This window comes from Aquitalea sp. FG25 (assembly GCF_057809375.1).
Map to the genome: position 1 here is coordinate 156,939 of NZ_JBMDJV010000002.1, position 19,240 is coordinate 176,178.

Consider the following 19,240-nt stretch of genomic DNA (forward strand, 5'->3'; position numbering starts at 1 on the left):
CATGGCCAGCCGCCACTGCCCGGCGCTGTTCATCAGCGCCCCGGCCTCGCATCAGGGCAAAACGACACTGACGGCAGGCCTGGCGCGCTACCACCGCCAGCAGGGCCGGACCGTGCGCGTGTTCAAAACCGGGCCGGATTTTCTCGACCCCTATGTGCTGGAACAGGCCAGCGGCCACACCGTGTACGCGCTGGATTTGTGGATGAATGGCGAGGACGACTGTCGCCAGCGCCTGTATGCCGCCGCCGCCGAGGCTGACCTGATCCTGATTGAAGGCAGCATGGGCCTGTTCGATGGCACGCCCAGCAGTGCCGACCTGGCCCAATTGTTTGGCGTACCGGTGGCCGCCATCATCGACGCGGCCGGCATGGCGCAAACCTTTGCGGCGGTGGCGCATGGCCTGGCCACCTTCCGCCCCGGCCTGCCGTTTTATGGCGTGCTGGCCAATCAGGTGGCATCAGCCCGTCATGCAGAAATGCTCACCGCCGCCCTGCCCGCCAGCCTCAACTATCTGGGCGCAGTAATGCGCCAGCAGGACATGGGCCTACCAGAGCGCCATCTGGGCCTGGTGCAGGCGCAGGAAGTGGATGATCTGGAAGCGCGGCTGCAGCGCGCCGCCGCCCAGCTGGCCAATACCGCGCTGGCGCAATTGCCGCCAGCCGTCGCCTTCCAGCCTGCCACCGCACCCAGCCTGCCACGCTTGCTGGACGGCGTACGCATCGCCATCGCCCGCGATACCGCCTTCAGCTTTATCTACCCAGCCAATATCCAGACGCTACAGGCATTGGGGGCCGAGCTGTGCTTCTTCTCCCCGCTGGCCGACGACGCCCTGCCCGACTGCGATGCCGTCTGGCTGCCCGGCGGTTATCCGGAGCTGCATCTGGCTACACTGGCCGCCGCTCAGCGCAGCCGCACCAGCCTGCACGCCCATGTGGCAGCAGGCAAGCCGCTGTATGCCGAATGTGGCGGCATGCTTTACCTGCTGGACAGCCTGGCCGACAAGCATGGTCAAAGCGCGCAGATGCTGGGCCTGCTGCCCGGCCATGCCCGGCTGGGTAGCCGCTTGAGCGCACTGGGTCTGCAACAACTGCAACTGGATGGCGAAATACTGCGCGGCCATACCTTCCATTACTCCAGCCTGGATACGCCCATCACCCCGCTCACCCATGCCAGCCGCGCCACAGCTAGCGGGCCGGGCGAGCCGGTATACCGCCACGGCAGCCTGCTGGCCAGTTATCTGCACCTGTATTTCCCGTCCAACCCCTTGGCCTGCGCCAGATTGTTCCTGCCATGAATGCCTACCCCCAAGCTGACATCGACGCCGTCTACCGTGCCATCCGCGAACGGCGCGACATGCGCCACTTCAAGCCGGACCCGGTCGACCCTGCCCTGCTGCAACGCCTGCTGCAAGCCGCTCATCTGGCCCCCAGCGTGGGCTATATGCAGCCCTGGCGCTTTATCCGCATTACCGATACCGCCCTGCGTCAGCAGCTGCATGCCGAGGTAGAGGTAGAACGGGTAGCCACCGCCAAGGCACTGGGCCAGCGCGAAGAAGAATTCATGAAGCTGAAGGTGGAGGGCATTCTCGACTGTGGCGAGGTGCTGGTGGCCGCGCTGATGGACGGGCGCGAACGCCATATATTTGGCCGCCGCACCCTGCCGGAAATGGATATCTGCTCCATCGCCTGCGCCATCCAGAACATGTGGCTGGCAGCCCGCGCCGAAGGCATCGGCCTGGGCTGGGTATCGCTGTTCGACCCGCAGCGGCTGGGCACGCTGCTGGGCCTGCCTGCCGAGGCCAAGGCGGTAGCCATCCTGTGCATCGGCCATGTCGAGGCCTTTTACGACAAACCCATGCTGGAACAGGAAAACTGGGCGCAGCGACAAAACCTGGCCGAGCTGGTGTTTGAAAACGGTTGGGCCCAACCGCACCGCCAGGCGAGTTAACAGCAACTAATAAGCCGGCCTAGCCTCCTGGGCAAGGCCGGCAGTACAAGGCGTAGCGCGCAGCAACAGGCTTTGGTTAATAGCGCGCAGCAGCACTGCGATGGCTGCTGAACGGTGTCATGAACTGCTGGCGGAAATAGTCACGAAACAAGGCGATGGGCTGGCTGATTTCTGCCTGCGCCTTCCACGCCAGCCCCAGTGTCATCGGCGGCACCTGCGCGTGCAGATTGATTGTTTCGATACGCCGCCCCTCCAGCGACCACGGCGGGTACACCATGTCCGACAAAATGCACACCCCGCTGCCATCAAGTCCATTTATAGACTGTTCACGCGCAGTTGCCGCAGCATTCAGATGGTGATTTCAGGCCGCTCCAGCACACCGGATAAGACTAGGCAGCTAGCCTCCAGTTGCATGTGCAGCAGATAAACGGGCTGAAGAGTCACGGCGTGGTGGCACTTGATCGGCGGGCTTGAGCAGCGGATGGGCCGGGCGGGTGACTTCCGGCGGCAGCTCCGGGTTGCGCTGGCCGGGCGGCGGTGGCGGTAAGGGCGGGTCCTGGTAGTGCAGGTCGATATGCTTGCCTGCCTTGTGCAAGCGGATTTCCGCGCTATCGCGCCGGTCGCGGTACCACTTGGCCTTGGCAGGCCAGAAGGCACGCCAGTTGGCGCGGTCTTTTTCTTCGATTTCCGAGCGCAGGTAACTTTCCATGCTTTGGAAGTCGATAGTCAGCAAACCGGTACCGGGCTGCTTGGGGTCCTCCCAGGTGGGGGAGCGGCTGAACTCGATTTGGGCAAACACATTGTCGGCGTAGAACATCCAGGAGGTGCTGGCAATCCAGTCGATGCGTTGCCAGTTATGCGGGCTGAGGTCTATCGCGCCATCTAGTTCAAAACTACGTTTTTGCAAAGCATATTCAAACTGTTCCTGCCCCCTCAGCCGTGGTGCATCATAGTAAAACAGCGGCTGCCAGCCTTTGGCGCGGAATTGTTGCAGCAGGCTGTTGATATGAGTTCGTACATATTCATCGGAATTTTTTACTTCTGCAGAAAGTCCAGCAAAAACAGTTATTTTTGAGATGCCTTCTGATAAATAACGGCCATCTTCTAATCCTGTGGTGCCAATAGAAAATGGAATGTCGAGGCTGTGTTTGCCATGTTCAAAATGCACTGTCACTTTCTGCTCAAGATAGTCAACGTCCAAGTCATAAAAATTAATGCCTGCCGGTTGCTGATTGATATTCACCAGATGGGGAAAGCGTTTGCCAAAGTCGGCACTGCTTTCACCGATTCGAATAACAAGTGGGTCGGGAAATTTTTTTTTGCACATTATTCTCCTCAGTATGGGCAGGTCGGCAGGCAATCAGGAATAGCAATAGCAAAAGAGTCATGGTTTTCATAGCATGCACCATGGGTCGTGTTGGCGTAATACCAGCTCAAAGGTGGTCATCGTCGGCTTATGCCCGTCGGCGATGCTGCGTAATTGCTGGTCCATATACGCAGCTTCTTTATCCATTAAGTTATGAAATTGCTGGGCCGGGCCGCCAGTATGCTGTCTCCCGGCCACTGCACTTGCCATATCCCGGATTGTGGGCAGGTGTCGCCGCTACGACAGCGGGTACCGATGGAGGGAGCGTCTCGGCGTGGTGGCACTTGATCGGCGGGCTTGAGCAGCGGATGGGCCGGGCGGGTGACTTCCTCTGGCAGCACCGGATTCTGTTGGCCGGGCGGCGATGGCGGTAAGGGCGGGTCCTGGTAGTGCAGGTCGATATGCTTGCCTTCCTTGTGTAAGCGGATTTCCGCACTATCGCGCCGGTCGCGATACCACTTGGCCTTGTCCGGCCAGAAGGCACGCCAGTTGGCGCGGTCTTTTTCTTCGATTTCCGAGCGCAGGTAACTTTCCATGCTTTGGAAGTCGATAGTCAGCAAACCGGTACCGGGCTGCTTGGGGTCCTCCCAGGTGGGGGAGCGGCTGAACTCGATTTGGGCAAACACATTGTCGGCGTAGAACATCCAGTAGGGCCTGGCAATCCAGTCGATGCGCTGCCAGTTGTGCGGGCTGAGGTCCATCTCGCCATCTAGTGGCAACAGTGGTTTGGTCACGACATAGTCAAACTGCTCCTGCCCTCGCAGCCGTGGGGCGTCATAGTAAAACAGCGGTTGCCAGCCTTTGGCGCGGAATTGTTGCAGCAGGCTGTTGATATACACCCGTACCGCTTCATTGCTTAAAGTGTCTTGAGCGGTGAGGGCGGCGTACACATGAAACTTATATAGTCCCTCAGAAGGATAATCGGCATTTACTATTCCAGTGGTGCCGAGGGAAAATGGAATATCAAGACTATGTTTGCCGTGTTCTATATGTACAGTAACTTGTTGCCCAAGATAGTCGGCATCCAAGCTGTAGAAATTAATACCTGCCGGTTGCTGATCGATATTCACCAGATTAGGAAAGCGTTTGCCAAAATCGGTGCTGCTTTCACCGATGCGAATAACAAGTGGGTCCGGAAATTTTTTTTGCACCTTGTTCTCCTCGGTATGGGCAGGTCGGCAGGCAATCAGGAATAGCAATAGCAAAAGAGTCATGGTTTTCATAGCATGCACCATGGGTCGTGTTGGCGTAATACCAGCTCAAAGGTGGTCATCGTCGGCTTATGCCCGTCGGCGATGCTGCTTAATTGCTGGTCCATATACGCAGCTTGTGTTTCCATCAATTCATGGAATTGGTTGGCCGCATCTTTAATCCACTTCATTCGGCTGTTTTCGTTTTCCAATACGGTGTCTTTGGGCGCGACGGATTTGAGTTTTGGGTCCTTGGTTTCACAGGCGGCGGCAAACACCAGTTCCAAGGGGGGCAGTATGGTTTTGATGAACAGAGCTGGGGCCTGCATGCTCTCGTCCACGTAGAGCGGGGGCCAGGTTCTGCTTGGTTCCAGCAGTGTGTCTGCTGCGTTTTGCGCGGCGCGTTGGCGTTGCAGCCACACGGCAAAGCCGGGGTCGTTATAAATCAGCTTTTGCAGTACCACTCGTTGTTCGTGATTGGCTATCTCTAATAAATGGGCAAATTGTGCTTGGCGGTATTCTTTTGATCCCGGCGGAAGCTTCTCAATTTCGCGTACCAAACGCATGCCAGTCTGTACATAGGACGACAGTTTCAGGTTTTGTAATATCGGCAGCGCCTGCTTGGCCCAGGGGAGCTGCTTGAGCTTGCTTTCCATCACCTCGTATAGTTTTTCGCCGCGCGTGTTGGCGCAGTGGAAGTAAGCGCTGTCGTCATAGCTGTGCAGCCAGTGAATGGGGGCAATATCCTGAAACAGCCAGAAATTGCCCTTGCCCAGGCCATTGACCACCGCGTCGATGCCCACGGCGTTGGCGGCTCTGAGGGCATTGTTTTTCAGGGAACAGGCCACGGTTTTGCTGGCGAATGCCCCCAGTGCCATCCAGTAGTAGCGGCCCTTGCGTTTTGGGTTGCCAAACTCCTCGGTTTCCAGATAGAAGCGGGCATAAGTGGCGGCCACGATACTGGTGCGCTGTATTTTCTCGTCTATAGATCCTTCTGTCGGTGGGTACCATATCGGGCTGATGGGTATTGTCTTGATCTTTGACGAAAGGGATAGCCATTGCGGCGGGATGGGGAGCAACTTAGGCGGAATGGTTACCATCGTCTTGATCTTTAACGGCTGGGCTGGCTGTTTTGGTTTTGGCTGCGAGCCTGACGAGAGCGGCCTTGGCGGCCTTGGCGGGGTGGAGGGCGACAGCCGCACGATGGCAAACTGCTGCGCCAGGCTCCAGGCGGTTTGGCACGTCCCCTCCAGATAACACACCGAGTTGGGCTTGCTATTGAGCATGCTGGTGGCCGAGAGATTGTCTTTGCTCATGATCTGGCTGCGGGTGAGCGGATTGCCCTGGCTCATGGCTGGTCTCCTGGCTTGACGGCTGGTTGATTGGTTTCTGGTGTGACGGATGCCGGTGCGGTGGCAGCAGGCGGCTGCTTGACCGGAGATGGGGTAATGGAGAGGCTGACGGGCTGGTCGATGAGGGAGACCAGCGGCTGGTCGGCATCGACACAGGTAACGGCGATGGTGAGCTGGCGGGAGTTGGCCATGGGTGGATCCGTGCAGGAGCGATGACATTGGCAATCATCTAAGTGCGCACGGTGTGATGCCAATCAGACGGGGAGGAGTCTGCGTGGCGAAAGATCGAATATCCGAACCAGATGAATTGGTTGGTACTGATCGGGCTGGCCTAGGTGACGAAGGTGCCAGAGCAAGCCATAACCGCCTTGCTGTACAGCCATATCAGCCTGTACAGCACAACTTGACCAGTCGGCGGCTCCTCGGTGATGCGGTTTGTCTGCATCAATAAAATTGATACATTCATCGCAAAATTTAAGACTTTTTCTTTTGCTGCCGCTGGCTAACGTTGTACGTCATGCGTACCTAAGTAGCGCAGTGCCGATTTGGACCTTGTGACGCAATTGCAACCTAATCAAGGCATCACTTTTGCCGCAGTCGACATGCAGCAGGCGCTGCAGTTGCGCTGAACTCAGCGTGCCAGGAAGAGCAGATCAGCCATGGGTGACGATGGTATTGCGCCCGGCCTGCTTGGCCGCATACAAAGCCTGGTCGGCGTGGCGGTAGAGTTCGGGAAACGCAATGCCGGGCTGCCATGCGGCCAGCCCCATGCTGACACTGTAGGGAATGCTGCCGCCAAGCGAGGCGGCCGGCATTGCGCTGGCGCGCAAACGTAAATCCTCTGCCAGCGCCAGCGCCTGCGGTGCCGTGGTCTGCGGCAGCAACAGCGCAAACTCCTCGCCGCCCATGCGCCCTGCCACATCGCCCGGTCGCAAGCCCTGCTGCAACAGGGCGCTGAACGTCAGCAATACCTGATCGCCTGCCTGGTGGCCATGGCGATCGTTAATCTGCTTGAAATGATCCAGATCCATCAACACCAGACACAGGGGAAAGGCGCTGACCTGGGCCTGCTGCAATAACTGCATGCTGCGGGTTTCAAAATACTGCCGGGTGTTCAGCCCGGTCATGCCATCGTGCTCGGCACGCCAGGTAGCTTCGCTCAGCAGGTGTTCCTGCACCATGGCCACAGCCAGCATGGACAGGCCAGGCACCAGCGCGGCGGTCATGCTCATGGAAAAGACATTGGCCACCGTGGTGGCAAACAGGTCGTTGATATCGCCATAGCCACCACCGTAGTAAATCGATCGCGACAGGTGCAACAGGGATGTGACAGCGCTGCAGGCCGCGCCCAGCCAGTAGACTGCAGCCCGGTGCGTGGGCTCGCGGTGGCGGTATAGCAGCCAGGCGGTGGCCGCAAACACGATGCTGATGCCGCCGGAGGAAATCACCACGCGCATCGGTATGCTGTCCAGCACCAGGGTAAAGCCCAGCAAACCGCCAATGCCGGTCAGCACCAGCACCGCCAGTGGCCAGATATGGCTTGGCCTACCCAGAAAACGGGCGCAGCCGATGTAAAACATGCTGGCTGCCACCAGGCCCAGGCCGTTGCTTAACACCACGCTGAATACCAGCGGTAGCGCCATGCGCAGTCCCAGCGACGGCAGATAACCCAGCATGGCAATATTGGCCAGCAGCCAGCTGCGGGTTCCGGCGACACCCGCTTTTTTCAATGACCACAGCTGCACCGTATTACAGGCACACAGCAACTCGGTGACCATAAATACCGGTAAGAGAATGGGAATACTGCCGGGAACCGCCATGAATTGCTTCCGTACAGACATCAAGGCCGCCATGCTATGCCCGGACGGCTAGCTGGCACAAGTCCATTGCATTCGGATGGAATTTTTTTACCCTGAAGCAATGACAAATGTGCCGACCATCTCAGCAAATGCTGGCGATCAACAACGATCCGGACAGCTGATCGCCAGCATTTTCAATCCTTCTGCTGCTGCGCTTGCTCCTCCCAGCCACCCCCCAGTGTCAGGAACAACGCCACCTGATCCTGGGCCAGCTGGCTTTCGGCACTGGCCACGGCCAGATCGCTGCTGACCAAGGTGCGGTCGGCATCCAGGCTGGACAGGTAAGGCGCACGCCCCGCCTGATACAGCCGGCGGTTCTGCGCGGCGGCATCGCGTGCATTGTCGCGGGCGCTACGCAGCAGATTCAGCCGCTGCAAATCTTTGCCATACAGGCTGAGGCTGGTTTCCACTTCACGCAGGGCATTGAGCACCACGCCATCAAAATGCGCCAGGGCGACGGCATTGTCGGCCCGTGCTGCCGTTACACGGGCGCGGCTGCCGCTATCGGGAATGGTCCAGCTGATCAGCGGGCCAAAGCCAAAACGCTGGGTGGAACGCTTGCCCAGGTCTTCCACAAAACCGGTAAAACCGGCAGAAGCCCCCAGCGTGATGCTGGGATACAGCTCGGCGGTGGCCACACCGATCATGGCGCTGGACTGTGCCAGCCGGCGTTCGGCCTGTTTCACGTCCGGACGGCGTGCCAGCAGCGCGCGGCCATCCCCCACCGGAATAGCCTGGGCCAGTTGCGGTTCCTGCGCGCAGGAGAGCGCGGCTGGCGGCAGTGCTTCGCCCGGGGTCTTGCCCAGCAGCATGGCCAGCCGGTAGCGTGCGGCATCACGCTGCGCCAGGTAGGCGGGCAAGCCGGCCTGCACGCTATCCGCCTGCGCCTGGGCGCGCAGTACGTCGGTTGGCGTCAACCGCCCTGCCCGTGCCAGACGTCGCGTCAGATCCACTTGTTTCTGCTGCAGGCCGTATTGCTGCTGCAAAACCTGGTAGCCATGGTTGGCCGAGCATATCTGCAAGTAGCTGCGTACGGTTTCTGCTGTCACGGTGATGCTGGCCAGGTCGCGCGCGGCAGCCACGGCCTCGGTATTGGCTGCGGCGGCTTCTTCGCCGCGCTTGAGTTTGCCAAACAAATCCAGCTGATACGCAACCCGGATGCCCTCATCCCCCAGATTGGTCACCGGCAGCGGTTCTTCCAGCAGCATGCTCTGACCGGAAACACGCGCCCGCTCTGCCGATGCCGATACGGCAGCATGCGGGCCGGCTTCAGCATGCACTTCGGTGGCCACTGCCATGGCTTTTTGCAGGTTGGCGCTAGCAGCACGCAAATCGGTATTGGCGGCTTGTGCTTCAGCCACCAGTTGGTTGAGCACCGGGTCGTGATAAAGCTGCCACCAGCGGCTGGCTACCGGCTGCGGGCTGGTCAGCTTGCCATCTACATTGGCAAAACCGGCCTGCGCGGCCGGGCGCTGCATGGCAGCCTTATCCGGCAGATGGTAATCCGGGCCTACGGTGGTGCAGCCGGCCAAGGCAGTCAGCACCAGCAAGCCGGCAGGACAAAAACGCTTCACGGCTGACCTCCCTTGCCCGCCAGTACCGCCACGGTGGCGGTGCGACCGGCAATCATGCGGAAATCTGCCGGCACTTCATCCAGGGTGACCCGTACCGGTATGCGCTGTGCCAGCCGTACCCAGTTGAAGGTGGGGTTCACATTGGGCAGCAAGGTGGCACCGTTGCTGCGGTCACGGTCTTCGATACCGGCGGCAATGCTCTGCACGTGGCCGCGCAGCTTGCGCGCCTCGCCCATGATCTGGATTTCCACCGGCTGGTTCACCTGTACCCGACCGAGCTTGGTTTCCTCAAAATAGCCGTCCACATGGAAGGAACGGGCATCCACCAGCGACAGCACCGGTTTGCCGGTGCTGACATAGTCGCCCACGCGTGGCATGCGGTCGTTCAGATAACCATCCACCGGGCTGCTTACCACGGTGCGCTGCAAGTTCAGCCGGGCTACGTCCACGGCGGTAGCGGCAGCCGCAACATTGGCCTCGTCCTGCTGCACGCGTGCTTCGCTCTGCTCGATGTTTTCCTTGGCCACCAGGTCGGCCAGGCCACGGTTACGTGCGGCCTCGCGCCGTGCTTGTGCCAGGCCAGCATTCTGCATGGCCAGTGCGGCCTCAGCCTGTTTCAGTGCCAGGGCGTAGCGGGCGCGGTCGATGACAAACAGTATCTGACCGCGCTTTACCAGCTGGTTGTCACTGACCTTCACCTCGGTGATCAGGCCGGAGACATCCGGTGAAATCTGCACCACGTCGGCACGGATGTGGCCATCCCGCGTCCACGGCGCATTGGTGTAGTAATCCCACAGATAGCGCCCTACCAGCACGGCTGCCACTACCACAATCAGGGTCAGGGCCACCGGGCCCGCTTTTCCTGCCAGCTTCTTCATCATTACCATCCGCGAGTCAGCACGACGAAACCGCCGAGCACGATTACATACAAGGCAAAGTTCATCAGCGAACGGTGCCATACCAGTTTGTAGAAGCCCAGCTGACCCAGCAGGATGCGCAGGCCGGCGGTGACGCCAAAGGCCAGTACCATCAGGATCAGCAGGCTGGGGAAGAACACCCCGTAAATTTCGATTTCACCGATCACGGTGTCACACCTCCAGTAGCCAGGGGTAAGGTGTCCGCTGCGGCAAAACTGCCGGCTGCCGGAAACAGGGTAAGCCGCAGTTCCACCAGGGCATTGAGCACGGTCAGCACGTGGTGGTCGCTGCGGCGTGATGTGGACAGCACCTGATCCAGGGCAGTATCGATACGCTGCAGCAGCTGTGCGCGGGTTTGCGGTTGCTGGCGCAATGCCAGCGCCTGCCGGTAATGCACGGCCACGTCGTCCAGCACCTGCTGCACACGCTGGCCTGCCGGGCCGGGTAAGGCATTTTCGTCGCGCTGCAGGTGCAATACGCTAAAGCCGGTACGTAGTTCGCTGAAGGCCTGGGGCAACTGATCGTGGCCGCTGGCGGCCAGGCGCGGAATCAACTGACCCAGTCGGTCCATCATGCGCGCGGTCAACTGCGGATAATCGTCCAGCTCACGTCCTGCCGCCATGCGGGCCAGGTCGTGCCAGCTGGCACGCCGCAGGCGGCGAATGGCCAGCTCGATGCCGAAGGGACGCACCAGCAGGCTGAACAACAGCGCAAACGATACCCCTACCACGGTGGCGACATTACCGTTGAAAAACGCATTGAAATCGGTGTCGTACGCCCCTTGCAGGCTGAGGAAGGTGGCGGTATTCACCGTCAACATCATGGCAATCATGGTGAACTGCGGTCGGGTAAACAGTGTACCCACCAGCAAAAACGGCACCGCCAGCATGGCCACCAGCATTTCAAAGGTATAGGCCGCCGGAATCACCATAAACAGCAATACGGTAGCCAGCACGATACTGACCACGGCCCAGATAAGGAAGATGCGCATCATCGGGGCGGGTTCGTCCAGCGCGGCAAAAAAGCAGGAGGCAATCGCCACCATGATCACGGCACCGGAACCGTCGGTCCAGCCAAGTTGTATCCACAGCTGCGAAGCCAGAAAGATGGCGGTAGACGCCTGCAACGAGGAAAACGCCACCATGCCGTAATCGTAATGCCGTGCAGTGCCTCCCACCGGCCAATGCCGATAGGCTGGTTTCCACTGAAAAGTGGGGTGCTCTTCTGCCAGCAACTGCTGCAATAGCCGACAGTCCAGCCACAAGTTAATCAGCGACTGCACCCGTGCCAGCACATGAGCAGTCAGTAGCGACGGCCAGTCATTGCCATGGGCAATGTCCTGCTTCAACGCCGCCAGCTGGCGCTGCAGCGCTGGCACCGCCTGACGGCTGCGGGCGAGATCCGGGTCTGCCATCCAGTCGGCCACCTGCTGCATCAGCGCCGCCAGCGGTGCGGGCAGCCCTGCCGCCTGCTGCACCAGCGCCTGCCGGGTTTCGGTCAGCGAGGACAAAATGGGCAGCAGCATGCTCATGCGGCCGCGCAGCTCCCGCGCATGCTTCACCATGGCAAAGCTGGTGGTGTCGTAGGAGAGATGGGAAATGAACTGGTCCAGCGCCAGGATATCCGCTGCCAGTTTGTGGCGGCTGGCATGAACTTGCGGCGCAGACTCCCCCTGCGGCGGGGTAAGCAACTCGCAAGCCCAGTCGCACGCATCCTGCATCCAGCTATTGATGCGGGCGCTGAAAATGGGGGCTACCTTGCCTGGCCATACCAGTGCCGACACTACGCTGGCACACAGGATGCCAAGCAGGATCTCCTCGCTGCGCGCCAGTGCTACATCGAAGATGGTTTCCGGATTGTTCAGCGTAGGCAGGGCAATCATCGGCAAGGTATAAGCCGATAGCATGAACAGATAGCTGCGCGGCGTGCGGTCCAGCAGGGAGATGCTCAGCAGGCTGCCAGTCCACAAGGCCACCACCAGACACAGCAAAGTAGGTGCATTGACAAACAACGGTATCAGGATGACGGCGGCAGCAGCGCCCAGCAAGGTACCGCCAATGCGGTACACCGCCTTGGAACGGGTGGCCCCGGTCAGCGGGTGCGACACCACGTATACCGTAGCCATTGCCCAATAAGGCCGTGGCAGCTCCAGTGCCATGGCTACAAAGAGCGCCAGCATGGCTGCAGCAAAAACCTTGGCCGAAAAAAGCCAGTCGCGCCAAGAAGGAAACGTCATGCGCGTTCCTGCCCGGCCATTGCCGCCAGCTCAGCCGCCAGCCCGGGCCGCTGGAATGCATCATCCACCGCAGCAAAAACCCGCAGCGTGGCCTCCAGGTCCGCCGCTGCAACATCCTTGAACACCAGTGCGCGCAAGCCCACCAGTTCAACTTCGATCTTGTTGGTCAGCGCCCTGCCCGCCTCGGTAAACCACAAAGTGTTGGAACGGCGATCCACTTTGTCTTTTTCCCGCCGCACCAGTCCATCCGTTGCCAGCTGGTCAATCACGCGCACTAGCGACGGGCCTTCAATGCCGATTTCCTCGGCCAGCGCCACCTGGTTGATCCCCTCGCCCAAGCGACCGATAAAAATCAGCGCGGTAGCGCAGGGGGCCGTCAGGCCATGACCAAATACCACATCCTGCGAAATATGCCGCCACTTGCGGCCGGCATGCATGATGGCACTGGTAATGCCAAGCCGTAGTAAATCTACACTGTTCATAATGCTTCGCATGTGAATGATTTGATTGCTAATCAATTATAGGGAACAGCAAGCCCGGCAGGCAACCACTTTATCGTCATGCAGATAGCGATAACCGGCCACCATCACCCAGCGGTGCAAAAGTGTGAGCCAGGCCCCGTCGGCTGACCAGAGATCAGTGCATGAGCTGGCCATCCGCCGGACAACATCAGAAACCGTGCTGCCAATCAACACGCCGGGCAATGCACATGGGCTGCGCAAAAAGAAAAAGCCCTGATTGCTCAGGGCTTGCTCTGCGGTGAAAACGTTTAATCGCCGTAACGATAATAGCCGTCGCGCCAGCCACGGCCATGCCAGCCGCGATCATGCCAGTCGCGGTATTCGTCACGGCGGTCATCATGCCAGTGGTGATAGCGCGGCGGCTCGACATAGCGCACAGGGGCAACATAAGTCACGGGCTGGTAAACCGGCACCGGAGCCGGTGCCGGGCGGTATGGGCGATAGTCGTCACGCTGGTAAGCCAGCGCGGTGCCTACGCTGCCACCCACTGCGCCGCCGATGATGGCACCATTGCGGCCGCCAATGGATTGGCCAACAGCGGCCCCTACTGCACCACCCAATGCGCCGCCGAGAATGGCCGAGGCATCGGCATGCGCCAAACTGGTGAACGACAGCGCCAGCAGCGCGGGAATCAGGATGCGGGTTTTCATGGACTGGACCTCCAGTGCGTTGATACACACCCAGCTTATCCAGCCACAAGTAACGGCGTGTAAAACAGTGTGAAGAAGCATTGCACCAGCCGCTCCGGCACATGTTTGTACACATTTTCGCCTTCAGCATTTCGCCTTCTTGCCGCCTCAGCGCACAGAACTCTGCATGTCGTAGTCATGCAGAGCGGCTATAATGCCGCATTTCCCAGCGGCACCCCACTCTCTCATGCGCCAAAGCTTCCCGCGTAAACTCGTGTTCCTGAGCAGCCTGGTTTTTGCCGCGCTGCTGTTTGGCACCAGCGGCTACATGCTGATCGAACACTGGGACTTCTCCGACAGCCTGTTCATGACAGTCATTACCCTGGCCACCATCGGCTATGGTGAAACCCACAACCTGTCGCTGGATGGCCGCTACTTCACCATTGCCCTGATCGTGTTTGGCACCGGCGTAGTCGGTTATGGCATTTCCTCGCTCACCCTGATGCTGTTTCAGGGCGACCTGCCGCTTTATCTGAGACGAAAGAAAATGGAAAAACTGATCACACGCATGCGCGGCCACACCATCATCTGCGGCCTGAGCCATACCGGTCGCTATGCACTGGAAGAACTGCTGGGTACCCAGCATCAAGTGGTGGTGATCGAGAAAGACGAGGCCAATACCATGCTGCTGCAGGAGCTGGAGATTCCCTTTATTGTCGGGGATGCATCCGAGGATGAAAACCTCTCCGCAGCCGGCATTACCCATGCCCGCGCCCTGATTTCCTGTCTGAGTGCCGATGCTGATAATGCCTTTGTGGTCGTTACCGCCAAAAGCCTCAACAGCAAGGTGTTGGCCGTAGCCAAGGCAGAGAACGAAAGCTCGCGCAAGAAGCTGTTGGCAGTGGGTGCGGACAATGTGGTGATTCCATCCCATCTGGGCGGCATGAATATGGCCAATATCGTGGCCCATCCGGAAACCCTGCACTTCTTCGAGCACCTGCACCACCGTTATCCCAACCAGTTTCGCGCCCAAGTGCATGTGCTGGACGAGCGCTGGGAAGGCCTGCCACTGGAGCGTTTCCTGAAAGACGGCTTTGACGGCAAGGCCATGGTGATTGCGCTGGAACGCAGCCCAGGCGAGGTGGAGTTTTCCCCCGGCCCGGAAATCATCATGCACAGCGGGGAATCCTTGCTGCTGATCAGCACCCAGCCCCCCCAGTAACTAGCAGACAGCACAAGGGCCGGGTGTAAACCGGCCCTTGTCACATCCTTTGATTATCAGCACCAGGCCACATGGCAAGCTGCCGCTCTGCCAGCAATCATTCCGGCCTGATCAGGCTTAACGATCGGCGGCCTCACGACGGCTCGACGCCATTGTGGCAGCAGACGGTACCCGGTCCTGCGTGATGCCGGAATACAGCCACTGACGAAAATGATTCAGCGTCATCGGCTTGCCAAAATAAAAGCCCTGCAGAAACTGGAAGCCCTTGACCGACAGATAGTTCTGCTGCCCCTGGGTTTCCACCCCCTTCACGATCACCTGCACGCCCAGCTGATGCGAGGTTTGCAGCAAGCCATCCAGAATATTGGCCTTGAAACTGTCCTTGCCCAGCGCCGACACATAACCCTTTTCCACCTTCAGATAATCAAACCCCCAGCGCCGCAAATAATTGCGGTCGGCATGGCCAATACCAAAATCATCCAGTGCCAGCTTCACGCCCATCTGACGCAGGTCTTGCACCACCCGGTGGGTAACCTGATGCTCGGGCAGTGGAAATCGCTCCGACACTTCCAGCACCAGCACAGCTTTTTTCTCACGCAGTACGGCCAGCAGAATCTTGCAGTCTTCCACCAGATCTGGCATGCCCAGATGCTCGGCCGCAATATTGATGCCAACCAGGAAGCCCGGCGGCAATGCAACTTGCTTGAATTCCTTGCTGACGCGGCGGATCAGGTAACGGGTCAGTGGCACAATCAGCCCGGCATCTTCGGCGGCGGGGATGAACAGGTCGGAACGAATGGCACCCTGCACCGGATGACGCCAGCGCGCCAGCACCTCCACCCCGATGCACTCGCCATGCTCCGCCGTGACAATGGGTTGGTAATGGGTAAAGAACTCACGATTACGAATGCCCTGGGCGATTTCCCAGGAGCTGGAATTACGTGCCAGTTGACGACGCAGCAAAGCCCAGCCCAAAGCTACACCGGCCAGGGCAGCCAGCAACAGCGTATCCAGCCGGCGCAATACGGAATGCCGCAGAACCTCAGCCCAGGATTGTTGCACCACCACTTCCAACAGGCCGTCCTGCGTTGCAGCCTGATAACTCAGCCCTTGCCCGATGGCATCATCCACCGCACGCACCGTACCGTCTGCAGCCAGATATTGCGACCCCATCCTCACCCCGGCCACGACACCCGCACTGCCAGGCTGCAGCAAGGCAGCCAGCGATGCAGCCCCCAGCTCCAGCATGCTGCCGCCATTACCCTGGTGCTGCAGTACAAACACCGGACTACCCGCCTGATTGCTACGCAAAATCAAGCTAGAACCTGCGGCAACCGCAGGGGGATTATCAATACGGGAAATATCCGAGCTGCACACCCGGCCATCCGGGGCAGTACGCAGCGCATAGCGGGCATGCGGCGTAGCCTGGACCACAGCAGCCAGCAAGCGGGAAGTCGGCTCACAATTGCCGCCAGGCACAATTGCATCAATACGGGCCAGGGCGGTATTGGCTTGGGCAAACTGCAGCTCCAGCTGATGCGCGATGGTCACGGCCCGCTGCTGCAGATCAGCCCGGTCTTGCAGATACGCCGCCCCCAGAGCCAGCAGCCAGCCAATCAACAGACAAGCGCATACCGCGACGGGATAAACCACCGCCGGTTTGGCAGACAATGCATGGCGCGACCACTGCGCCCCGAGCCTTTTAAGCATCCACTTGTTCCAGTCACCACGCCCATGGCTGGTTGTTCACGACAGTGTGCCCCCATCGGCCACTATCTGGTTATTGTCATCATAGCTCTTATTACTCCCAACCCAAGCTGGATCGGGCTTGCAAGGATATCCTTTCGGATAAGTGAGGAAAAGCGTAGTTTTGCTTACAACCGCAGGCAAAGATCCGCCACATCACCATGACAAATGCCACACAACCGTGTGCCACAGCCTACCTTAGCGTAGGCAACAACCCTGGCATCGCAGAGATTGCAGCAAGAACAGCACCGAAAAATAGCAGGAAGAGGAAGGACAGCCAGCAACCAGGACGGGGAAAAAGGGCTTTGTATTGTAAGCGACAAGGCTGAATCGCCAGCCCTGGACTACCAGATGACACGGCCTTGCCAACAAGCGTGACAAGGCCGTATGCGGTATCAGATTCAGACGGTGATCATCAGCCGAAGTGACAAACGTAGTGCAGGGTTTCCAGCACTTCAATCTGGAAGGAGCTGTCTCCCGGCACATTGAAGCTCTGGCCGCCCTGATAATCGACAGTTTCGCTGCTGCCGGCCAGGGTGATGCGGCACTTGCCTTCCAGCAGTTCCATGATTTCGGGTGCGCCAGTATTGAACAGCAGCTTGGACGGCAGGATCACCCCTACCGATTTGCTGGTGCCATCGGCCAGCGTAATGCTGTGGCTGACGCATTTGCCATCAAAGTAAACATTGGCACGCTTGGCCACACTGACATTGTCAAACTGATCCATGGGTATCCTTTGCACGTGTTTTTGTTATCAACGATAAAATGATCGGCTAGCATACCCGAATCCACCATTACGGCAAGATGCAGACCCGCCCGCAACCGGCAACGCGCCATCTTGCTTGCCATCTCGATAGGGAGCGAAGAAACATGGCCTTTATCCAGCGCTGCAGCCTGCTGCTGACGCCATTTCTGCTAGCCGCCTGCAGCACCATGGCTGACCGTCTGCAAGGCAGCATTACCCCGCCACCCGGCTATGGCTATGCCATTGTCTCGCTGACGGCCAAGGCTTTTGATCAGGACTCCGCCAATACCGGACTGCATATTGCCGACAGCAGCGGCCATGTAGTAGCCAATGGCCGCGCCAGCATGAATACGGACACCGTGTTCGGAGAAGAAGGCATGAGCCCGGTAGACGGCCGGCTGCTGCTGTTTGCCCTGCCGCCAGGACACTACCAGGTAACCGACGCCTGGGGTAACTGGGTGGAAGAGTCAGGCTGGGGCAGCCAGTGGCGCTCGGTCACGCTGCCGGTTAAGGCTGGTTTTGACATCGGTGCCGGCAACAGTGTCTATCTGGGAGAGGTATTTCTGGATTTGTCCATGCGACCGGAATTGAAGCTGAGCAATCAGCAAAAACGGGACTTCGGCCACATGCAACGAGTTTGGAAGGTCAACAATCTGAGTAGTGTCCGCATCAGCCCCCTGCAAGCCCCCGCTAGCGAACAGACAGCACCGGCCAGCCACTGACAGCCTAGCCCAGTCGCGAGGTCCACAGCCGGGTGAGATAAGCCGGATTGACTGCTGCCGTTGCAGCGGCAACCGGCTCCAGTACCCGGCAATTGCTCTGGCGGGTATCCCGCAGCAAAACATCAGCATAGGGCGGGCCATCCACCTTGCGCAGGGCCGCCACGCGTGGCTGGTTGGCCTTGTCACCGCTGTGGGTAACCACGGCAATCTCGTTACTGGCCAGACGCACGAAACTGCCGGGCGGGTAGATGCCCAGTTCCTTGATCATCAACGCAACCAGCGCTGGTTCAAACCGACCCAGCTCTCCACGGAACAGGCTAGCCATCACTTGTGATGGCAGCACGGCGATATCGCTGTGAAACTGCTCGCACAGCAGGTCGGACAGCGCTAGCAAGCGCGCATCCGGATGGATGTCATCACCATGCAGCCCGGCCGGATAGCCCTGCCCGTCATCTTGCTCATGGTGCGTTTGTACCAGCATGTGCCAGTGCTCATCCGTCACCCCGGCCTCGCGCAAAATCGCCGAACCCAGCACGGGATGCGCCACCAGCGCCTCCTGCTGCAACAGGGTCAGCGCCTGACGCTGGCTTCCCAACTGATTCAGCAACTGGCTGATGGCCACATTCATCGACATGGCAGCACATACCAGGCTATGCAGACGCGCCTGCTCCAGCCCCTGGCGCCGGCCCAGCAGGGCCACCAGCGTGGCCACCTTCAGGCTGTGCGACTTTACCGGCACCAGAAACAGCGATGCCAGCATGCCATCGCGAAAACGCTGGGTAAGCTGCAGCAGCTCGTCCGCCATTTCCTCCAGCCTACCACCCAGGCCAGGTACAGCCAGGCCATGCAGCAGCAAGGCCTCCAGCCGCCCGGCCATGAAGCCCACCTCCACCAGCGGATTTTTCGGTGCCATGGCCGCCGCTTCGCGCTCGCGCTGGGCAGCCCGGTCCAGCCGTTCGCGCTCCAGCCTTACCGCCACGTCCTCTGCATCGCCATGTGCCACATCCATCAGGCGCTCGCGCTGCTCCGGCGTCAGGACGTAATGCCCCTTCTTCAACAGCAAAAAGCCATTCTTGGCATAGACATCAACCGGGAGCTTCTCCCCTACGCGCAAAAAGCTGCTGGGAAGTTTTATCTTGGAAGGTGGCTGGGGCATGGTGGTGACTGAGATAACGTATCTAGACTACAGTTTAGTCAAACAGAGGCCCTTGCAC

19 protein-coding genes are annotated in these 19,240 nt (G+C 59.4%); 4 read left to right on the plus strand and 15 right to left on the minus strand.

The features are described from left to right. Position 1 precedes the first annotated feature (1 nt). A complete protein-coding gene (locus ACODR9_RS02495) occupies positions 2-1,294 on the plus strand; it encodes a cobyrinic acid a,c-diamide synthase CobB (RefSeq protein WP_488807430.1) in 1,293 nt (430 codons plus the stop codon). After that, complete coding sequence (gene bluB / locus ACODR9_RS02500; protein WP_488807431.1) at positions 1,291-1,947, plus strand: 5,6-dimethylbenzimidazole synthase; 657 nt, start codon at positions 1,291-1,293, stop codon at positions 1,945-1,947. The genes ACODR9_RS02495 and bluB overlap by 4 nt, the downstream gene beginning before the upstream one ends. 76 nt (positions 1,948-2,023) lie before the next feature. Here bluB and ACODR9_RS02505 read toward each other — a convergent pair whose 3' ends face one another. From ACODR9_RS02505 to ACODR9_RS02560, 12 genes are all read right to left on the minus strand, one after another. Continuing rightward, entirely contained in the window at positions 2,024-2,233 is a 210-nt protein-coding gene (locus ACODR9_RS02505) for a hypothetical protein (protein WP_488807432.1), read from the minus strand. 111 nt (positions 2,234-2,344) lie between these two features. Then, the gene (locus ACODR9_RS02510) at positions 2,345-3,307 is read right to left on the minus strand and encodes a hypothetical protein (RefSeq protein WP_488807433.1); all 963 of its coding nucleotides are present in this window, start codon (positions 3,305-3,307) and stop codon (positions 2,345-2,347) included. Positions 3,308-3,459: 152 nt separating this feature from the next. Continuing rightward, positions 3,460-4,464: a hypothetical protein gene (locus tag ACODR9_RS02515; protein ID WP_488807434.1), complete on the minus strand. Its 1,005-nt coding sequence runs from the start codon at positions 4,462-4,464 to the stop codon at positions 3,460-3,462. 68 nt (positions 4,465-4,532) lie between these two features. Continuing rightward, on the minus strand, positions 4,533-5,819 hold the full coding sequence (locus ACODR9_RS02520) for a DUF2515 family protein (RefSeq protein WP_488807435.1): 1,287 nt from the start codon (positions 5,817-5,819) through the stop codon (positions 4,533-4,535). Positions 5,820-5,851: 32 nt separating this feature from the next. Next, on the minus strand, positions 5,852-6,046 hold the full coding sequence (locus ACODR9_RS02525; protein WP_488807436.1) for a hypothetical protein: 195 nt from the start codon (positions 6,044-6,046) through the stop codon (positions 5,852-5,854). Between the two features lie 462 nt (positions 6,047-6,508). Further along, complete coding sequence (locus ACODR9_RS02530; RefSeq protein ID WP_488807437.1) at positions 6,509-7,675, minus strand: GGDEF domain-containing protein; 1,167 nt, start codon at positions 7,673-7,675, stop codon at positions 6,509-6,511. Between the two features lie 173 nt (positions 7,676-7,848). Then, entirely contained in the window at positions 7,849-9,288 is a 1,440-nt protein-coding gene (locus ACODR9_RS02535; protein ID WP_488807438.1) for an efflux transporter outer membrane subunit, read from the minus strand. Then, on the minus strand, positions 9,285-10,169 hold the full coding sequence (locus tag ACODR9_RS02540) for an efflux RND transporter periplasmic adaptor subunit (protein WP_488807439.1): 885 nt from the start codon (positions 10,167-10,169) through the stop codon (positions 9,285-9,287). The genes ACODR9_RS02535 and ACODR9_RS02540 overlap by 4 nt, the downstream gene beginning before the upstream one ends. After that, the gene (locus ACODR9_RS02545; protein ID WP_089086263.1) at positions 10,169-10,372 is read right to left on the minus strand and encodes a DUF1656 domain-containing protein; all 204 of its coding nucleotides are present in this window, start codon (positions 10,370-10,372) and stop codon (positions 10,169-10,171) included. The genes ACODR9_RS02540 and ACODR9_RS02545 overlap by 1 nt, the downstream gene beginning before the upstream one ends. Next, a complete protein-coding gene (locus tag ACODR9_RS02550; RefSeq protein WP_488807440.1) occupies positions 10,369-12,441 on the minus strand; it encodes an FUSC family protein in 2,073 nt (690 codons plus the stop codon). Before ACODR9_RS02550 ends, ACODR9_RS02545 begins: the two co-directional genes overlap by 4 nt. Further along, positions 12,438-12,923, minus strand: a complete 486-nt coding sequence (locus ACODR9_RS02555; RefSeq protein ID WP_488807441.1) for a MarR family winged helix-turn-helix transcriptional regulator — start codon at positions 12,921-12,923, stop codon at positions 12,438-12,440. The genes ACODR9_RS02550 and ACODR9_RS02555 overlap by 4 nt, the downstream gene beginning before the upstream one ends. A gap of 287 nt (positions 12,924-13,210) precedes the next feature. Continuing rightward, on the minus strand, positions 13,211-13,612 hold the full coding sequence (locus tag ACODR9_RS02560; protein ID WP_488807442.1) for a YMGG-like glycine zipper-containing protein: 402 nt from the start codon (positions 13,610-13,612) through the stop codon (positions 13,211-13,213). A gap of 226 nt (positions 13,613-13,838) precedes the next feature. On the opposite strand from ACODR9_RS02560, the gene ACODR9_RS02565 reads away from it, so the two are divergent. Beyond that, complete coding sequence (locus tag ACODR9_RS02565; RefSeq protein ID WP_488807443.1) at positions 13,839-14,813, plus strand: potassium channel family protein; 975 nt, start codon at positions 13,839-13,841, stop codon at positions 14,811-14,813. 117 nt (positions 14,814-14,930) lie between these two features. Here ACODR9_RS02565 and ACODR9_RS02570 read toward each other — a convergent pair whose 3' ends face one another. Then, positions 14,931-16,523 carry an EAL domain-containing protein gene (locus ACODR9_RS02570; RefSeq protein ID WP_488807444.1) on the minus strand — a complete coding sequence of 531 codons (1,593 nt, stop codon included), beginning with the start codon at positions 16,521-16,523 and terminating at the stop codon, positions 14,931-14,933. Positions 16,524-16,974: 451 nt separating this feature from the next. Next, positions 16,975-17,286: a pyrimidine/purine nucleoside phosphorylase gene (ppnP, locus tag ACODR9_RS02575; RefSeq protein WP_488807445.1), complete on the minus strand. Its 312-nt coding sequence runs from the start codon at positions 17,284-17,286 to the stop codon at positions 16,975-16,977. A gap of 143 nt (positions 17,287-17,429) precedes the next feature. On the opposite strand from ppnP, the gene ACODR9_RS02580 reads away from it, so the two are divergent. Then, on the plus strand, positions 17,430-18,026 hold the full coding sequence (locus ACODR9_RS02580) for a hypothetical protein (RefSeq protein WP_488807446.1): 597 nt from the start codon (positions 17,430-17,432) through the stop codon (positions 18,024-18,026). Positions 18,027-18,030: 4 nt separating this feature from the next. Here ACODR9_RS02580 and ACODR9_RS02585 read toward each other — a convergent pair whose 3' ends face one another. Beyond that, positions 18,031-19,182 carry an HD-GYP domain-containing protein gene (locus tag ACODR9_RS02585; RefSeq protein ID WP_488807447.1) on the minus strand — a complete coding sequence of 384 codons (1,152 nt, stop codon included), beginning with the start codon at positions 19,180-19,182 and terminating at the stop codon, positions 18,031-18,033. Positions 19,183-19,240: the final 58 nt, after the last annotated feature.

Bases quoted from the DNA above. Each gene is read 5' to 3' on its own strand.
- ACODR9_RS02565 (WP_488807443.1), top strand. From the start codon at position 13,839: ATGCGCCAAAGCTTCCCGCGTAAACTCGTGTTCCTGAGCAGCCTGGTT.
- bluB (WP_488807431.1), top strand. From the start codon at position 1,291: ATGAATGCCTACCCCCAAGCTGACATCGACGCCGTCTACCGTGCCATC.
- ACODR9_RS02525 (WP_488807436.1), bottom strand. From the start codon at position 6,046: ATGGCCAACTCCCGCCAGCTCACCATCGCCGTTACCTGTGTCGATGCC.
- ACODR9_RS02585 (WP_488807447.1), bottom strand. From the start codon at position 19,182: ATGCCCCAGCCACCTTCCAAGATAAAACTTCCCAGCAGCTTTTTGCGC.
- ACODR9_RS02555 (WP_488807441.1), bottom strand. From the start codon at position 12,923: ATGAACAGTGTAGATTTACTACGGCTTGGCATTACCAGTGCCATCATG.
- ACODR9_RS02520 (WP_488807435.1), bottom strand. From the start codon at position 5,819: ATGAGCAAAGACAATCTCTCGGCCACCAGCATGCTCAATAGCAAGCCC.
- ACODR9_RS02580 (WP_488807446.1), top strand. From the start codon at position 17,430: ATGGCCTTTATCCAGCGCTGCAGCCTGCTGCTGACGCCATTTCTGCTA.
- ACODR9_RS02560 (WP_488807442.1), bottom strand. From the start codon at position 13,612: ATGAAAACCCGCATCCTGATTCCCGCGCTGCTGGCGCTGTCGTTCACC.
- ACODR9_RS02530 (WP_488807437.1), bottom strand. From the start codon at position 7,675: ATGGCGGTTCCCGGCAGTATTCCCATTCTCTTACCGGTATTTATGGTC.
- ACODR9_RS02570 (WP_488807444.1), bottom strand. From the start codon at position 16,523: ATGCTTAAAAGGCTCGGGGCGCAGTGGTCGCGCCATGCATTGTCTGCC.
- ppnP (WP_488807445.1), bottom strand. From the start codon at position 17,286: ATGGATCAGTTTGACAATGTCAGTGTGGCCAAGCGTGCCAATGTTTAC.
- ACODR9_RS02540 (WP_488807439.1), bottom strand. From the start codon at position 10,169: ATGATGAAGAAGCTGGCAGGAAAAGCGGGCCCGGTGGCCCTGACCCTG.
- ACODR9_RS02550 (WP_488807440.1), bottom strand. From the start codon at position 12,441: ATGACGTTTCCTTCTTGGCGCGACTGGCTTTTTTCGGCCAAGGTTTTT.
- ACODR9_RS02495 (WP_488807430.1), top strand. From the start codon at position 2: ATGGCCAGCCGCCACTGCCCGGCGCTGTTCATCAGCGCCCCGGCCTCG.